At 33.5% G+C, this 17,352-nt stretch carries 16 protein-coding genes; 10 read left to right on the top strand and 6 right to left on the bottom strand.

Going from position 1 to position 17,352, the window contains the following annotated elements:
- Positions 1 to 323: 323 nt before the first annotated feature.
- On the bottom strand, positions 324 to 659 hold the full coding sequence (locus TERY_RS19685; RefSeq protein WP_011613435.1) for a hypothetical protein: 336 nt from the start codon (positions 657 to 659) through the stop codon (positions 324 to 326).
- Positions 660 to 764: 105 nt separating this feature from the next.
- Here TERY_RS19685 and TERY_RS35425 point away from each other — a divergent pair, with 105 nt between their 5' ends.
- The 7 genes from TERY_RS35425 (at position 765) to TERY_RS19660 (ending at position 7,189) form a co-directional block, all read left to right on the top strand.
- Positions 765 to 914: a hypothetical protein gene (locus TERY_RS35425; RefSeq protein WP_196797126.1), complete on the top strand. Its 150-nt coding sequence runs from the start codon at positions 765 to 767 to the stop codon at positions 912 to 914.
- Between the two features lie 208 nt (positions 915 to 1,122).
- Positions 1,123 to 2,340 (top strand): FAD-dependent oxidoreductase, encoded by a 1,218-nt coding sequence (locus TERY_RS19680; protein ID WP_011613434.1) that lies wholly within the window; start codon positions 1,123 to 1,125, stop codon positions 2,338 to 2,340.
- A 461-nt stretch (positions 2,341 to 2,801) separates the two neighbouring features.
- Positions 2,802 to 3,809, top strand: coding sequence for a glycosyltransferase (locus TERY_RS19675; protein WP_011613433.1), 1,008 nt, complete (start codon positions 2,802 to 2,804; stop codon positions 3,807 to 3,809).
- Positions 3,810 to 3,916: 107 nt separating this feature from the next.
- Positions 3,917 to 4,660: a sulfotransferase family protein gene (locus tag TERY_RS25750; RefSeq protein WP_011613432.1), complete on the top strand. Its 744-nt coding sequence runs from the start codon at positions 3,917 to 3,919 to the stop codon at positions 4,658 to 4,660.
- Between the two features lie 7 nt (positions 4,661 to 4,667).
- Complete coding sequence (locus TERY_RS33640; protein WP_155994516.1) at positions 4,668 to 4,850, top strand: hypothetical protein; 183 nt, start codon at positions 4,668 to 4,670, stop codon at positions 4,848 to 4,850.
- A 72-nt stretch (positions 4,851 to 4,922) separates the two neighbouring features.
- Positions 4,923 to 5,957: a DUF3326 domain-containing protein gene (locus TERY_RS19665; RefSeq protein WP_011613431.1), complete on the top strand. Its 1,035-nt coding sequence runs from the start codon at positions 4,923 to 4,925 to the stop codon at positions 5,955 to 5,957.
- 380 nt (positions 5,958 to 6,337) lie between these two features.
- Positions 6,338 to 7,189: a hypothetical protein gene (locus TERY_RS19660; protein WP_011613430.1), complete on the top strand. Its 852-nt coding sequence runs from the start codon at positions 6,338 to 6,340 to the stop codon at positions 7,187 to 7,189.
- 237 nt (positions 7,190 to 7,426) lie between these two features.
- Here TERY_RS19660 and glcD read toward each other — a convergent pair whose 3' ends face one another.
- The 3 genes from glcD to TERY_RS19645 all read right to left on the bottom strand — a co-directional run bounded on the left by glcD (position 7,427) and on the right by TERY_RS19645 (position 11,273).
- Positions 7,427 to 8,905 (bottom strand): glycolate oxidase subunit GlcD, encoded by a 1,479-nt coding sequence (gene glcD / locus TERY_RS19655; RefSeq protein WP_011613429.1) that lies wholly within the window; start codon positions 8,903 to 8,905, stop codon positions 7,427 to 7,429.
- 1,166 nt (positions 8,906 to 10,071) lie between these two features.
- Positions 10,072 to 10,503, bottom strand: coding sequence for a hypothetical protein (locus tag TERY_RS19650; RefSeq protein ID WP_011613428.1), 432 nt, complete (start codon positions 10,501 to 10,503; stop codon positions 10,072 to 10,074).
- A 299-nt stretch (positions 10,504 to 10,802) separates the two neighbouring features.
- Complete coding sequence (locus TERY_RS19645) at positions 10,803 to 11,273, bottom strand: deaminase (RefSeq protein WP_011613427.1); 471 nt, start codon at positions 11,271 to 11,273, stop codon at positions 10,803 to 10,805.
- A gap of 260 nt (positions 11,274 to 11,533) precedes the next feature.
- On the opposite strand from TERY_RS19645, the gene menB reads away from it, so the two are divergent.
- Both menB and TERY_RS33635 read left to right on the top strand, forming a co-directional pair.
- A complete protein-coding gene (gene menB / locus TERY_RS19640; protein ID WP_011613426.1) occupies positions 11,534 to 12,397 on the top strand; it encodes a 1,4-dihydroxy-2-naphthoyl-CoA synthase in 864 nt (287 codons plus the stop codon).
- A gap of 327 nt (positions 12,398 to 12,724) precedes the next feature.
- Entirely contained in the window at positions 12,725 to 12,892 is a 168-nt protein-coding gene (locus TERY_RS33635) for a hypothetical protein (RefSeq protein ID WP_155994514.1), read from the top strand.
- 72 nt (positions 12,893 to 12,964) lie between these two features.
- Here TERY_RS33635 and TERY_RS19635 read toward each other — a convergent pair whose 3' ends face one another.
- A complete protein-coding gene (locus TERY_RS19635; protein WP_011613425.1) occupies positions 12,965 to 13,255 on the bottom strand; it encodes a hypothetical protein in 291 nt (96 codons plus the stop codon).
- Positions 13,256 to 14,716: 1,461 nt separating this feature from the next.
- Positions 14,717 to 15,271 carry a DciA family protein gene (locus tag TERY_RS19630; RefSeq protein ID WP_011613423.1) on the bottom strand — a complete coding sequence of 185 codons (555 nt, stop codon included), beginning with the start codon at positions 15,269 to 15,271 and terminating at the stop codon, positions 14,717 to 14,719.
- Between the two features lie 213 nt (positions 15,272 to 15,484).
- Here TERY_RS19630 and TERY_RS19625 point away from each other — a divergent pair, with 213 nt between their 5' ends.
- A complete protein-coding gene (locus TERY_RS19625) occupies positions 15,485 to 16,720 on the top strand; it encodes a hypothetical protein (protein WP_011613422.1) in 1,236 nt (411 codons plus the stop codon).
- The last annotated feature ends 632 nt before the right edge of the window (positions 16,721 to 17,352 follow it).

Here is a 17,352-nt window from a genome sequence, read left to right as displayed (position 1 = left end):
TGTTTTGTGGTCAAACTTATTTTTAAAATTTTATTTGCCAATAAATAAGGTCTAAAGTTTCCTCTTTGAGGGCTATAAAAAAGGGAATTTTAGATTTGATTTTTTCTCTATTGCTACAGATCTTGAGAACTGATAAGTAAAATTTTTAAGTTTGTTCTTCTAGTATTTCTTACTATTACCTAAAATTCAAAAATTGTGTACTTATATCTATTATTTTAAGAAGGTTTTTCTCTAGTATTATAGATAGACATAATCAATCTATTGAATACTTTTGAAATTTTAATTTAGCGAGATTTATAATAATTAATTATTATCTGCAAAATCTAGATATTAGTATTTTTATCCTGACCTTTTTCTGGTGAATTAGGAATGATTAAAAAGCGATATCCTACATAAATAACCCCGGCAAATACACCTATAGTAATCAACAAAGAAACTAAACTGACAACTGCTTCTAATATCTTGATGGCAAAGATGGGGATAATAATTAAACCTATAATTTTTCCCCATTGAGGAAGTTGCTGAAACCATTCTAAGAACTGTGCAAAAAAAACTTGGATTGATTTGAAAAATTTAGAGAAAGGGTTCAATGAATTTGATACATATCCCTGATCTAGTTCAGGATTTTCTTTAAAGTTTTGATTGTTGTGATTATTCATTTGATAATTATATATGCTTTGACTAATCAGCTTATAGTATTTGATGATACAAAATTATAACTTATAAATTTATTTAGGGAAAATCTTCTATTTAAAAATCTGAACATGGAGGAATTTACCTTGGCTACTCAGAAAAAATATGTTGCAGACTTAATTAGTAGAGATTTGAACGCCACAAAAGTCACTAGAGGTTATCTACTGAATAGAGAAAAGTGGTCGATAAATTGGGCAACTACAGATTTATTCAGTTTATAGTATTTTATACTATTAGAATCTGTTGTGAAGTGATTTGGAACAAATAGGTAAGCAAGAAACAAGTAGCTTACTCAGCTCAAGCAAATAAACAGCATTATCTTTTTTTTACTTTGCGCTCTTATTGAATAAAGCGATCGCTTCCAAAAGTTAATTTTATATTATACAATCTAGCAACACAAAAGGTTAATATTTATCAACATGAGAAACTATGGAAACTGGAGAAATACCTCAAGGAGAAAAACCAAGTAATAAAATCACAAAAATTTGCATATTGGGTAGTGGCTTTGGTGGTCTTTACACGGCATTGTATCTGAATAGTTTTTGGGGTTTTAAACATAAAAATTGTGAAGTTATATTAATAGATCAACATGATCATCTTGTTTTTACTCCCCTACTGTATGAGGTAATTACAGATGAACTCCAAACTTGGGAAATAGCTCCCTCTTTTGCTAAACTTCTACAAAATAAGAAAATACTTTTTTGTCAAGATACGATTCAAAATATTGATTTTAAAGCTCGTAAAGTTAAACTTTTAGAACAAGGAAGTTTAGCTTATGACTACTTAGTTATTACGGTGGGTGTTACTAATGGAAAATTACCAACTACTGCAGAAAATGTTTTAACATTCCGAACTTTAGCTGATGCTCAAATATTAGAGAAAAAACTACAAACTTTGGAAAATTCTAATCAAGAATTAATTCGAGTATCTATTGTGGGTGGTGGTCCAAGTGGAGTAGAGTTGGCAGGAAAAATAGCAGATAGATTAGGAAGACGAGGAGAAATACGCTTAATAGAAAGAGGAAAAGAAATACTAAAAAACTTTACTCCAGCTACTCGTAAAAATGCTCAACGTGCTTTAGATAAACGAAATGTTTTAATAAGTTTAGAGACAACTGTTGATACTATTGAAGTTGACAAAATTACTTTATGGCAGTCTAATGAAAGTGTTATTATTCTAACAGATTTGGTACTGTGGACTGCAGGTACTCAAGTAAGAGAGTGGGTTAAAAATTTGAATTGTTACCACAATTCTAGAGGTCAACTTATTTGCGAGCAAACTTTACAATTAGTTGGCTATTCAGAAGTTTTTGCCTTGGGAGATATTGCTGAGATTTTATATCCCAATGGTAAAAAACTTCCAGCTACAGCTCAAGTTGCTTATCAACAAGCAAGTCAAGCAGCAAAAAATCTCTGGGCAATTTTAAATAATAAACGTCCCAAACCTTTTCGTTATTTACACTTAGGAGAAATGATTACTTTGGGAGTAAATTCTGCTGCTGTTTCGAGTTTTGGTATTAGTTTGCATGGTTGGTTAGCTGCTTTAGTGAGACTTAGTGTTTATTTACAACGTTTACCGACTTTTTCTCATGGTTTTCAGGTTTTATGTAATAGATTGAAAATTTGGCTAGCTAAAAGGAAAAGATAACAAAGTAAATTAAACGTTAATTTCAGTCTGAAAATAGATATTAAATAAAGCCTAGTATGATGAAAGTAGGTGAGGAATAACACAAAAATTAATTAAATGCTAAACTCAAAAATTTATTCAGTTTATATTTGCTATATATCACTCTATTTATAATAGGTTTAGCATTAATAATTAAGCACATTATACAATTTTTATCTACTATAATTGTACTGATAGTATATGGCATAAGAGGTTCATTATCACAAAAATTGAGATTGATTTTATCTGCATTTTTATAGCATATTTAATTATAATAATAGGAGGTTTAACAGATATTATAGTAATGGATTAAACTTCTCAGGGAAATTTCAAAACCTTTGTTATAAATTTTATAAGTTGTCAGTATGGATACTTGATAGTAAAAGACTTAAACTAAATGCTTAAAACTAAACTTTCTCAAAAAATTGGATGAATAATTAATAATGAGTAACCACCTACATATTCAAGAGATAGAGCTATATAAAGGTTCCCCTACTCAATTAGATATATCTATTGTGACGCCTATTTACAATGAAGTTGCTAGTATTCCTCAACTACTGACAAATATTTCTACTACTTTAATAGAAAATAAACTTACTTACGAAATTATCTGTGTAGATGATGGTTCTCAGGATGGTTCAACAAAACTTCTAACAGAATTAGCTCAAAAACGTACAGATTTAAAAGTAGTAATTCTCCGTCGAAATTATGGGCAAACTGCAGCTATGGCAGCAGGATTTAAGCATGCTACTGGTAAAATAGTTGTGACTTTAGATGGAGATTTACAGAACGACCCTGCAGATATTCCACTATTATTATCTAAGCTAGATGAAGGTTATGATTTGGTGAGTGGATGGCGAAAAAATAGGCAAGATAATTTTGTTACACGACTACTTCCTTCTAAAATTGCTAATTGGATAATTGCCAAAGTAACAGGAGTCAATTTACATGATTATGGCTGTTCTTTAAAAGCTTATCGTTTGGAGTTAGTTGCTGATATGAACCTTTATGGTGAATTACATAGATTTTTACCCGCTTTAGCTTTTATTGAAGGAGCAAGAATTGCAGAAATACCAGTTAACCACTATGCTCGTTGCTATGGTAAAAGTAAGTATGGGTTAGGGCGAACTTTTCGAGTTGTTATGGATTTATTAACGGTATTTTTTATGAAGAAATTCCTCACTAGACCTATGCACATTTTTGGAATGTTAGGTTTAGTTTCTGGGGGGTTAGGGTTAGTTTTTGGGATTTATTTAACTATTTTAAAACTTGGCTTTGGTGAGAATATTGGCGATCGCCCTCTACTAATTTTGGTTGTTGTTTTATTACTAGCTGGTTTACAATTATTCAGTTTTGGTTTATTAGCAGAGTTACTCATGCGAACTTATCACGAATCTCAAGAACGTCCAATTTATCGAGTGCGAGAAGTTATTAGCAAAATTAGGGAGTAGAGAGTAAGAGGAAATAATTGATAAAAAAAAGTACGATTCTAAGAAATGCAATGCCTCTGTATAGGAAGACTCAAAATTCATTAAAAATGCCATAATCAAGGAGCTACATGACAGCTAACAAGCATATTGCGATGTGGACTTGTGCGAGAAGTCGTTCAACACTTATGACGCGAGCTTTTCAAGAATTGGACGGATGTGTAGTTTTTGATGAGCCATTTTATCCTCCATATTTAACAACACAAGGGTTTGATCATCCCCACAGATTAGAAATTATTGAACGGTATGAAACTAATTATGAAAAAGTTATATCGAAAATAACTGGTAATTTACCTCAAGGGTACTCTTTTTCATTTCAAAAACATACGGCTAACAATCTTCCCAAAAACCTAGATCTAGACCATTTAATGTGCCTTGATAATTTTTTTCTAATCAGACATCCTCGTGAAATTATTGCCTCGAGACAAAAAATATACAACTATCCAAAAAATTTTACCTTGCATGAAATTGGTATGGAAGATCTGTATAATCTTTTCTTTCTAATTAAGGACAAAACTGAAAAAGTACCACTTGTTGTTGATTCAACTGACTTAATAAAAAATCCCAAAAAAGTTTTACAGATATTATGCACGAAACTAGGCTTATATTATTCTGAGAAAATGTTGACATGGCAGGCCGGCATGAGAGAAACAGATCCTCTATGGGCAAAAAGTTGGTATACAACAATTATCAATTCAAGTGGATTTATTGCTTTTACTCAGCAGGAAACAACCTTACCTGAGCATTTAAAGCTCATTTTTGAAGAATGCCTACCTTTTTATGAGGAACTATATCAATACCGCATGAAATTATAGTCTGACTTTGTCCCCTGCCAAAAAATTACTACAAAGGTTTTCTGAAATGATTAAGAATAAACAATATCGCATTAATAAATCAGAAATAACGCCAAACACTTCATTAATTGATGTTATCAAACAGGTAGTTGGAAAAGATGCTATTCGCTGGTATATTAGCCAAATCACATCAGATGAAATAATTATCTAAGCTACACTGTACTCTAAATAGTTTGCTGAAATAGATGAGTCTGTAGAGGGACAGTATTATCCTGGGAAAACTGTGGTGGTAAACATTATTCCCACAGGTATTGGTTGTAGTATTGGAGGGTATGCTGGTGATGCCACGCCAACAGCTAACTTGTTAGCTTCTACTGTTGATTATTTAATTACCAATCCTAACACAGTTAATGCCTCCAATTTTATCAACTTAAAGAATAATGTTGTCTATGCAGAAGGGCATTCTATTGACCTATTTTGTGGGGGTTACATCAATTTTCATCTTCCGTATGCTAATACCGTCGGACTAATTATTGAAAAATCAGAGGATTGGAAAATTGACATTCTGTTTAATCTGATTAATGCTGTCAGAGCTATATATGGTGTTAATATCATAGACCCTGTAATTACAGATGAACCGATTTACAGTCGATGCATTCAAAATGAAGTAGGAGCCTTTGTGGGTAGTGTGGATAACCCTGAGGTGTTAATTAATGCTGGCCAAGAACTGATTCAAAAAGGGGCTAATGCTATAGCTATCACAACAAATGTTCAAGATTTACCTTCTGAAATTTACGCCAAGCATTTCCGAGGTGAATGTCCCAATCCTGTTGGTGGTGTTGAAGCCATTATGTCACACCTTATGATGAAAAAATTCCAAATCCCTGTTGCTCACGCCCCTTTGCTAAATATTAAAGATTTAGATTTGGTAAATAATATTGTTGATGCAAGAGGAGCAGGAGAGATGGCTTCCACAAGTGGTTTAGCCTGTATATTAGTTGGTTTACAAAAAGCGCCACAAATTAAACAATCCAAAAACCGCATAGCGGATATTATCAATATTAATAATGTATTAGCTGTAGTTATACCTACAACTTGTTTAGGAGGGGTGCCTATTTTACAGGCAGAAAAATATAATATACCCGTTATTGCTGTGCGAGAGAATCAGACCATTTTAGATGTCTCTCAATCTAAACTCCAATTAAATAATGTTATTGAGGCTCACAGCTATGCTGAAGCTGCTGGCCTAATACTAGCTCTCAAGAATAACATTCACTTGGCAAGCTTATCAAGACCTTTAATGACATTACGACCCTAAGCATTTGTTCTCCAATAGGCATCCTCTGAAGTAAATCCCTTGCCCTACAAATATTTCAATACGTTCATGATATGTATATTCTCAGTAAGGAGCTTCAGTTCATGCTTATTGAATAAGACTTACGTAAAGACAATACTTGTAGTATCAATATCTGAATTTATTGTCAATAATGCACTATATATAGCTGCACTGCGTAAGTCTTGTTGAAAATATTGTTTAGACTTATTATGAGACAAGAATCGACTTGCTTACAGCGCTTTTCAGATTAATCAACCACATCGTCACAACCAAAACCTTATAGGGACGTTCCATGCAAGCTCCCTACTGTAGTTTACTAAAATGAAAACTGCTGTATTTGATATATACAAAGGAAAATCATCATGGATATTAGCAAGAAAGCTAACTGGTCAGAAGTTTACGTTCAGCCAACCCCAGCATCATATTTACAGATAGTATCTCAACAAGAATATAGAGTACCTGATTATGGTATCCGATATCTTCGCCCACTGTTGAAAATGTTATATGAAAAAGAACAACGCCCTATAAACATTGTTGATATTGGTGCATCTTATGGTATAATTTCTACACTTTTGCTCCATGATTTAACGATGGCTCAACTCATTGATTTTTTCATCGAGAGAGATGGCGCTCAAGAACCAACATGGGCAGAAATAGAAAGATTCTATAAGCATCAAGACATCCGTCATACAGAATATAAATTTTATCTATCAGATAATTCTAAACCTGCCATGGATTTTGCCGAACGAGTTCAGGTTTGTGAAAAAGCCTATTGTTTTGATATGAGACATGAGCCATTACCGGAGGAGTTGAAACACATTGTTGAAACAACCGATCTCTTTATTGCGACAGGTTCTCTTGGATACATTGGTGAATATTTCTTTCAGCAAATATTTCCTATCATCTCTCATAAATCTTTATCACCGTTATTTGCTTTTGTTATCTATCGAGCATTTTATTCTTCTGAAATTAACAAAGTGTTTCAGGATTATGATTATACTCTGCTCAAAAGCAGTGTTCCGTTTAAGAAAGGTCGGAAGTTTGCTAGTGTCTTGGAGCAACAAAACACTATTGAATCTTTACATCAAAAGAATATTAATACAGTTGGTCTTGAGGATGAAGGGTTTTATGCCTGTGAATTTTATTTTGGTGTACCTGTGTTGGAAAAAGAAAGGCTATATAGTTGGTTAAGACAAGAGGATCTAAAATATTAGGGCAAGAGTTATTCTTTCTTGAGGCCTTAAAGGATATCATCACAAAAAAGTAAGTTGCCTAAACTCTATACTCCCAACATTGCACTTGCCCAACCAAGGGGGATTTTTCAGCCAGAGAAACCCTGGTCCCTTAAAGCTTGCAGTAAGGCTTGAGCTCTAAGATAGATATTTCAAGGGCCAAATCTCTACTAAAAACCATATACTTTTTAAGCACTAATTATCCGGACATGATATGGTCTAAAAAACTTCCGCTCCTTCAAAATGCTTAACCTTTTGAACATTAGCAGATTCTCCGCAAGTTCGAGGCGTAGGAAATATTTTTTCAGGATTAGCTAAACCTTTCGGATTAAAAACACTTCTTACCCATTGCATAGTTTCCAAATCAGTCTCATTAAACATCAAAGGCATATAACACTTCTTATCTGAACCAATGCCATGTTCTCCAGACAAACTACCACCAACCTCTACACATAACTTGAGAATTTCCCCACCTATTTCTTCTACTTTTTCCAAATCTCCCTCTAGAGAATCATCATATAAAATTAAAGGGTGAAGATTCCCATCTCCTGCATGAAATACATTTGCAATACGATAACCATATTTCTTACTTATTGCCTCAATTTCACCCAAAACATAAGCCATTTTTGTCCGAGGTATCACGCCATCTTGTACATAATAATTTTTACTAATATTACCAGCAGCAGCAAAAGCAGCTTTTCGCCCTTTCCATAATTTCATCCGTTTTTCTGGTTCATTAGCGGTAGTAATTTCTATAGCTTGATTCAGTTCACATATTTCTTTTACTCGTTGTTTATTCACATCAACTTCTAACTCTGAACCATCTAATTCTACCAATAAAACAGCTGCTGCATTCCGAGGATATAAACCAGTATTAACTATATCTTCTACAGCATTAATACTAAAATTATCCATAATTTCCATTCCCCCAGGAATTATGCCGGCGCTGATAATATCCGACACAGCTTGCCCAGTACTTTCAATAGTAGGAAATCCTGCTAAAAGTACACATACTGATTCAGGAGATTTAAGAATTCTCAGAGTAATTTCTGTAGCTATTCCCAAAGTACCTTCGGACCCTACAAATAAACCTGTTAAGTCATAACCAGGCATCTCTGAAATTGGTCCGCCAATGTCAAATATTGAACCTTCAGGAGTAACTATTTTTAATCCTAAAACATGGTTAGTTGTGACACCATATTTGAGACAATGAACCCCTCCAGAATTTTCAGCAATATTCCCACCAATTGAACAAATAATTTGACTGGAAGGGTCGGGAGCATAATAGAAACCAGCTCCACTAACTGCTTGTGTCACCCAATTATTAATAATACCTGGTTGTACAACAACTTGTTGATTTTCTAAGTCTATTTTCAGGATTTTTTGCATTAATGAAGTAACGATTAAAACGCAGTTTTCTATTGGTAATGCACCTCCAGAAAGACCTGTTCCTGCACCTCTTGGAAGCCAAGGAATATTGAGATTATGACATATTTTTACTGCTTCCGAGACTTGTTCGGTGGTGCGGGGTAATATTACTAATGCAGGTCTTTGACGATAACTAGGTAGACCGTCACATTCGTATACTAATAATTCTTCTTTACGTTGAACTACACCTTTTTTTCCAACCACTGCTTCAAATTGTTTGGCTATTTTTTTCCAATTGTGTTTTGTTTTTTGTTTGTCTTCAGTAAGCATTTTATTTATAAATATATATATGAAGATTGGATTTTTAGAAAACTGTAATTTTTGATATTATATTTTAACTATAGCATCTGATGGAATATTTGATTTAGGGAATGGTTGAGTATATAAAATTATTAGATAAATTTATGTTTAGGTACTAATAAGAGAGTTTTTTTATCCTAGGAAAAAATATCTTAATTACTGAGTCAAGTTAACTTATAGCTAGACCAAGTTGATGTATATATATTGACAGTAAAATATTAACAAAGATTCAATATATTAGCGGTCTACTATAATAGTGTAATATCAAAAATGTAATTATGCTATTAAGATAAAAATAATTTCTGAAACTTGTTGAACTGTATTTAGTTAATTATAGCGTTTATAAGATTACTGAAGTGTAGTTGTTTTTCTTCTTTTTTTTTCTGTTTAAATAATTATTCCTCTCTATTCCCTAGAACTTACACAAAACTATAATATAAAATTGGCTAAAATGTAAGAAGCAAAGACTCTGACTTCAAAAAAGCATTAATCATTAATAAAAAAGGGATTTAGCCATTTTTAGGGATCGGCATAGTTCCCTTGCCTACAGTGACAGTTCCTACAGAATGGTGCATAAGCAAGTATTTTTTCGCCCAAAAAATGCCTAACTATTAATAGTAAAATTGTCAGCAAAAACAAAGTCATCATAGTTGAATGCTTTAAGAATAATCATCATTTCAAAAAGCAAATAATTTCTCTTAAATTTTTGTTTGAACAATTTTTTTTCTATGTTCAATTATAATCATAAAAACAAAAAAAAATATCTTATCAGCTATTTAATATAGTCGCTAGAGAACTTATTAAAGCATCCCATTAAAAATAATCTCAAAAATAATTTCTGAAAATTTTAGTTACATGAATAGCTAAAGAATCTAATCTTTAAAATAGAGATATTAAAAATCAAAGTGTTTATCATTTTGCTGTATCAAATAAAATTATAGAATCAATAAAAGCTATTGAACTGCTATATACTTTAGGCTTATTTAAAACAAACATTTGTAATCACTATGTTTGAGAAAATTCATTAAAAAAGAGGTTGCTTTTTTTTCACTTGGCACTTGGGGAATATCACACTGAACTGTATTGAGCTATAACTACTATTAGTTCATAGAACAAATCACAAAATAGCTTTCAACCTAACTTAAATTCAAATATGAACTTTCAACTACAGGAAAAACATCAGGATAAGCTTGCCAAACATTTCTAATAAAATGTTTTAATTTTTGATGTGATACCGGCTGGTCTTTCTCTTGACTATCTAAGGACTCTAATTCAGTTAAAAGAGGAATAAACTCTGTATCAATAGCTTCTCTAAATAGACAAATCGGCCAGACTAAATCTGCACCTTCTCGCAAATCCCAAATAGTAAATTTTCCGGAATTTTCTTCATGATTTTCAGACTTACTTTCTGAAGCAAATACTTTTAATAATAAAGGGCGAACCCAACACATTTTTCGTGTTACCAAGTTCTGAATTACTGTCGCATATAAATAAGTATACTCATATTCCAAACAAACAATTTGGCTAGGTTGGAAATTAGGGATTAAATCTTCTGATGCTAACTTCATAGACAAAATACCTGAGATAATATATATCTTTTTTCTGATTTTTTTTTCAGAGTATTAAGAAGTAAAATACCTTACCTGTATGAAAAATTATATCAATATCCTGAATTCATCCCGATTATTTAGATATTTGATCTATTTTTTCTTTTTTCTTACTATCTAATTTACTACCCATTGATATTTTTTACTGCTGCCTCTAAAACCATAGTTAAGTTTGCTGCCCGTTTTTTTCCAGAACCACAAATAATATTTAAGCGACTAGATTAGAGTGAATTTCACAACACAATTGATTTCTTTTCCTATTATCTAAACTTAGCAAACCAAGACTGTAATTGTTGACGGCAAGCACCTTCCATTATTCCCCCTAATACAGACAAACGATGATTAGAAAAAACACTATCTGGAAAATTAGCCACAGTGCGAACTGTGCCAGTTTTCGGATCGTCCGCTCCGTAGACCAATAAACCTATTCTTGCCTGCAAGATGGCCCCTGTACACATTGGACAAGGTTCGAGATTAACGTAAAGAGTACATTGATTTAAGTGCCAATTCTGCAAAACTTGTCCTGCTTGTCGTAAAGCCAATATTTCTGCATGACCAGTAGGGTCAAAATCTCGTTCTCGTCGATTCTGAGCTTCTGTAACTAACTTACCATCTGAGTTAACTACAGCAGCAGCTACTGGTACCTCTCCAGCATCACCAGCAGTTTTGGCCAATTCTAATACCCGACTCATCCATTTTTTATGGACCAGATAACTTGGATCGTCAATCATGCTTTGAGTTCTCCATGGTTTAAAACCAGATGTTGATCGAGGCCGTTGCTTGAAGCAGGTTAAAACTATGCTCCTTGCTTTACTTATGATATCATTTAGACAGACAACTCAAATCATTTCATTTTCCCCGATTCAATACTGCCCTACATAGCTTAAGGGAAATGATATAGAGGTTTAACAAATGCTTTCCGTGCACTGACCCCCATTAAACCGTAGCCTATTTAGAGAAGTTTTTTGGGTTATATTTGTTGAGCAACATTATGAATATTAGATATATGAGTAATCAGCTTTCACAAGTAGAATGGCAAGTTGTTAAAGAGTATAACGATATTCTTTACCACAAAACTGATGGAATTGCCAAAATAACTATTAATCGTCCTCACAAACGTAATGCCTTTCGCCCTAAAACTGTATTTGAACTTTATGATGCTTTTGTTGACGCTCGTGAAGACCCTAATATTGGAGTGGTTTTGTTGACAGGTGCGGGACCCCATAAAGACGGTAAATATGCTTTCTGTTCTGGTGGAGACCAAAGTGTACGAGGTACAGCAGGTTATGTAGATGAGGCCGGAGTGCCACGGTTGAATGTCTTGGACTTACAACGGTTAATTCGTTCCATGCCTAAAGTTGTCATAGCTTTAGTAGCTGGATATGCTATTGGTGGAGGCCATGTTTTGCATATTATTTGTGACCTAACTATTGCCGCAGATAATGCAATTTTTGGTCAAACTGGCCCCAAGGTAGGTAGTTTTGATGGAGGCTTTGGGGCTAGTTATTTAGCAAGAATTGTTGGTCAGAAAAAAGCACGAGAAATTTGGTTTCTCTGTCGGCAATACACAGCTGAACAAGCTTTAGACATGGGTTTGGTTAATTGTGTTGTACCAGTAGAGGAGTTAGAAACAGAAGGTATTAAGTGGGCATTTGAAATTTTGGCAAAAAGCCCGATCGCTATTCGTTGTCTCAAAGCAGCTTTTAATGCTGATTGTGATGGACAAGCTGGTCTACAAGAATTGGCAGGTAATGCTACTCTTCTTTATTACATGACAGAGGAAGGAGCTGAAGGTAAAAAGGCGTTTTTAGAAAAACGGTCTCCAGACTTTCGTAAATATCCTTGGCTACCGTGACCTTTGTGCCACTTGTCTAGCATTTTTCATTAACAGCAAATTGCTTATAAAGCCTCGTCTCTTCGGGGCGACTTTTATTTAATTTTGCTCTGATAAAAATTTGATCATAGTATCCATTAATTTGAGTTTATAACATGGGATTAATAAGACCCAAGCAAGTGCTATAATTCGGATTAGTCGTGATACGATCAGTAGTTATATTACCCCACTTTTCTATTCAATAAAATGTAGAAAAGTTAGGAAAAGCAAAGGGTCTAAAAAGTATGAAAAAGTAGTGGTGAAAATAGCTTAATTTCAAAGATACTAGAATAGATTTTCGATCATCAGTTGTCTACTAAAATAATTCGTGAAAACCAAACAATTATTTCAGTAGATTTGAATGTTTCTGGTATACTTAAAAATCTCAATAGTAAACAAACAGTAATAATTATCCAAGGTCTCCCAGGAGAGGATGTAGGTAGCTTGGAGGGGTGGAGGGGTGCTTCACATAATTAAATTTCAACCCACTGAGGAGCTACGGCTTGAAAGGAATTCCTCTTTATCCCTGGGAAAATGTTAAATCTGTACTTAAATTTCTTGATGATAAGAAGCAACTCCAATCATATTATTTATTTGATAAAAGTTATTAGTAGTAGGTTGCAGGGGCAATACTACTTCTAATGTTTGATCAATTTTCTGATTCCACATAACTGTATCATTCAGATTTTCCCAGGATGTGGCAAAAGGAGACAGAGCCAGTGAACAGGCTTTCCAGTTACTTTCAACTCCTGCCATTAACTTTTGGCAAAAACCACCACGTCTTCCTTCTGGTGAATAGTATCGACAATGACGACAAACTAAAGTAGATTTAGATTTCATAAAATTTTCCTAACTAAAAATTTATATCACTTGATTTTAATTATTTTGAATCTAAATGACTCATTATTTGAGCTTATAAAATACATTCTGACATGTAGTTTCTTAATATTTTTATTAAAATATAAAACTTTATATTATTTTTATAATTACTTGATATATAGATACATCATCTGTAAAAGTAATTAAAAATGGATGTGTTTATTAATACACATACGGGTAAAACTTAATAGGGATCAATTAAAAATGTAATTCATATCAAAGTAAAATAAACAATATTTTCAAGAATTACTTTGCAATATTTTAGGCTATAAACCCATAAATAAAAACTGAAAAAAATCAAAAATTTTCCACAATTGATTAATTTATATTAATTATTTTTTTTTCAATTACGTTTTACCAGTAATAATTATCAGATTTTAAAGTTTATAGGAATTACCCATAGATACCCTGGTTTTTAGAGTAAATAGTTGTTTTTAGAGATCTACTAAAAAAGCGGGTTTATCGGTTTACCCGCCTAAGTCCTAATTTAGCTAAATCCTCAATCAGCCAATACGATCGCCGATAATACCAAAAATTAATCAATGAAAAGTAAGCTACAAGATAGACTTAGCAAAAGCGTGGAGAATTTGCTTGAATTATTATTCAAACCTTTAATAGAGATTATTTGTTCAAAGATGTGATAGGTGCATTTCATCTCCCACCGATCACCCTCATATTTGTAAAAAAATTTGAACTAGTTTTATTTGAGTGAAATTTACAGCGCTTTCCGTTGTTATAAGTTACAGCTACGCGGGTAAGATGCTAGCGTTACATGATTTTCACTATTCACTCCATACATCATTTGCCCGAAATCTACGGTAAAACTTTCTGTGCTGTAATTTTTCTTTTCTCCCCTAGTCTAAATACCATCAATTATTTTTAAAGCTTGCTTTAAGTGAAAACTCAAACCATTTGACAAGATAAATCTTTATTTGAGATGCTGTAACTCTTCCTAAATTGGGTTTATTTCTGAGCAGTACTTAGGTAAAAAGAATATATACAACCCAAAACTGTCCCGCTTTGTCTATAATTGCTGTACCCCTCAACATTAATTTATTAGTCCCTTATTCTGAAAAGTGATCCTAGTATGCCCAGGCTTGCTCAGCTTCATGTTCCATTATTTAGATGTAAGATTTGCTCTCAAAATTGCCAATTACTAAACCGTAAACAAAACTGATTAAAAGTTGGAGAAAGCCAATAATACTTAATCTATCTACGGCCACGACCCTTTATTTGTTCGAGGGTATTTTCAAGTAATAGGTATAACTTAAGCTTGCTCCCCATAAAAAACCGAGATTCAGATAGGTACAGATACTCTATTTTTTCCAATGCTGTTGGTAATTGCAACATACAAATCATCAGCTTACTTGATTTGTTTTATTTTTGGGTCAAGTTTTGTGTTGATGACTTTTCTTAGTCTGCTTATGACCACTTTTTCGTGGCACAAATTGCACAGACAGACCAACGTTGAATTTCTCCAGGAGGTGTGGGAGATTGGCATTCAGGACATATAGGTAAAAGCTGGGACCGAGCTTTGACAGCTTTCGCCCAATTTTCAAATGTGGTCTGAGGACTCTGATTTTTGTGAGTTGATTTTAGCAAGGGTAGTTTTTCAGACTTAGAAATCATACTAGGGTGTTCTAGCCAATCATTTTTTTCAGTATCTACTAATTTATTCCGATGATAGGTACGGTAATGAGCACTAGAAAACCGGATATTATCCAGAGGTTTGGGCAAAAGGTGATTGAGCTTCTGTAAAAGTTGGGGAACCTGAAAACTAAGTTCAGTAGACAAAGTAGCGCTTGAGGTTGCTACATATAAAATTTCCCGCTTAATATATAGAGGTTGAGTATTTATAGCCAGAGTGCCTAAAAGTTGTTCCCAACATTCCATTACTTTTTGAAACTGTTTTTGTTGGGGCGATCGCTCCATAATTTTGAGAGAGGCTAAAATTTGATTGAGAGATTGAAAATCCATACCTGAAATTTTGTCTAACAGTTAAACTATTTATATAAGCTTTACTCACAAAATAAATCTAATCTAGATACTGGCTTTAGTACTATACACTATGGTTTAAATACCCAAACTTGAAGGTTTTTTGGGTTAGCTAGAACTTGCAAGGGAGCTTGAAAAAGCCAAAATAGCCACGCCAAATCTTTTTCAATTAATATAACTAGTAGGAGTTCTTAAATGAATCAAAGTTCTATAGTTAAATATACTAAAAATTCTACCCAGGAATTGAATCCAACTTTACAAGCTGTAATTGAAAATTTGGATGTAGAGTTAGAAGCAGAACTAACAAGATATCGCAAGTACCGTAGACAAGCAGAAAATTCGTCAGTTCCTAATAAAAATAGTAATAAACAAATTTATAAAATACCCGAATTAATGTCTGTATTACCAGTGGATAACCAAACAGTATCCTCGTTGCCATTATCTGAAACCGATACACCGCGGCCGCTGGAAAACTCTGAAAATTTTAATACTTCTACCAAAGAAAGTGTACCATTAGTGTACGATCCTCCCACACCAAAAGAAGATCCTATACCCAAAAAAGGCGATGTAGAAAATCATAATAGTGAGAAACAAACATCTCAATTAAATAATGATAGTTCAATAGCACCAAATAATTATCTTGAATCTTCAGAGAAACTTCTAGAAGGTTTAGATACATTAAAATCAAATCGTCAGAAGAAATCTACTTACTTAACAAGTTTGTTTACTCCTCTGGGAATAGTTTCTATGTTTTTGTTTTTGATCTCTTGTGCGACTTTGGGTCATGTTGTTCTTAACCCATCAGGTCTAAGTAATCTGGGTTTAGGTTTAGACCGTCTGTTGAAAGGTTCTTCTGCTCAAAAAAACACTGATGATCTTCCAAGTACAAATGAGCAGCCTTTACCGAATTCCCCTGACTTGGCTTCTGTTGAATTTGTAGATTTAGATTTGAATACTCTAAGTAACATTGACCCATCACCTAGTCAGTTCCCATCCCCTACTGCAACAGTCAAACCAGTTGTTCCACCACAAATATCGGGAAGTGTTAATAATGCTCCACAACTTACTAATAGTTCAATTGCACAGTTGGATAATCTCAAGACTACTTTATGGCCTGAAAATACTCAATCTTCTCCAACTCCATCGCCAATAGCTAAACCTTCCCCACAAATTTCTATTAGTTCAAAGATAACTAATCCCATAAAATCAGATGATGGTTGGTACTATGTAGTTGTAGATTATGGGAATGAAGAATCTTTGTCTCAAGCACGGCAAATAATTTCGGATGCTTATATTCGTGAAACGACTAATGGTATCAAAATACAGATGGGAGCATTTCCGGAGCCAGAAAGGGCAAAAATCTTTCTTCAAAGATTACGCGAGGAAGGACTGGAGCCAAAATATTACAAATTAAAACCTGAGAATTATTGATTAGAGCTTGCTAATTAAATCTAAAAAACTTACACAGTTACAATTTAAGGTATTTTGAACTAGAGATTCTACTCTGTTTTTAGCTAGAATATACCAAAAAGTGAGATTTCTATTTGTACAAGCTATATAAAGATAAAGTTGACTAACCTGACACTGCACTAGAAAATTGTATGGGAATTGTTGGCCACTAAGCCTTCAATCAGGATATAAATGGCCGTCCCAAGTCACTACATGAGGACAGACTCGACTTGTGAATAACTGTTATTACTTTATAGTTGAAATTCCTATCGCCTTGTTGTTAGGTTGACAGGGTAGGCCATGGGGTAGAGATTGAACATCAATCCCCGAAGCTGGTCTAAATGGAATCAAAGCTCTAACTACCAAATGAGTGAGATTTCTAGCAGAGATTGACAAGTGGACGAACAGGAAGATAATTAAAGTCTCGTAATGAGTCACTATCCCAAAGGTAGCTATGGGACGTATATTATAATAAATATTAATTAAATTAGCTCCCTAAAGGAAGTAAGAGGCAAAAAACGGACACACCAGTCAAAGACTATACTAGCGTCCGTATAATTTGTCCTCAGAAAAGCTAAATATTTATCAAAGCTAAAGGTATTGCTGAAAAATTA

It is taken from the genome of Trichodesmium erythraeum IMS101 (assembly GCF_000014265.1).
Classification (GTDB): Bacteria; Cyanobacteriota; Cyanobacteriia; order Cyanobacteriales; family Microcoleaceae; genus Trichodesmium; species Trichodesmium erythraeum.
Note: the sequence above shows the minus strand (reverse complement) of the source record. Positions and strands in the feature narration are given on the sequence as shown.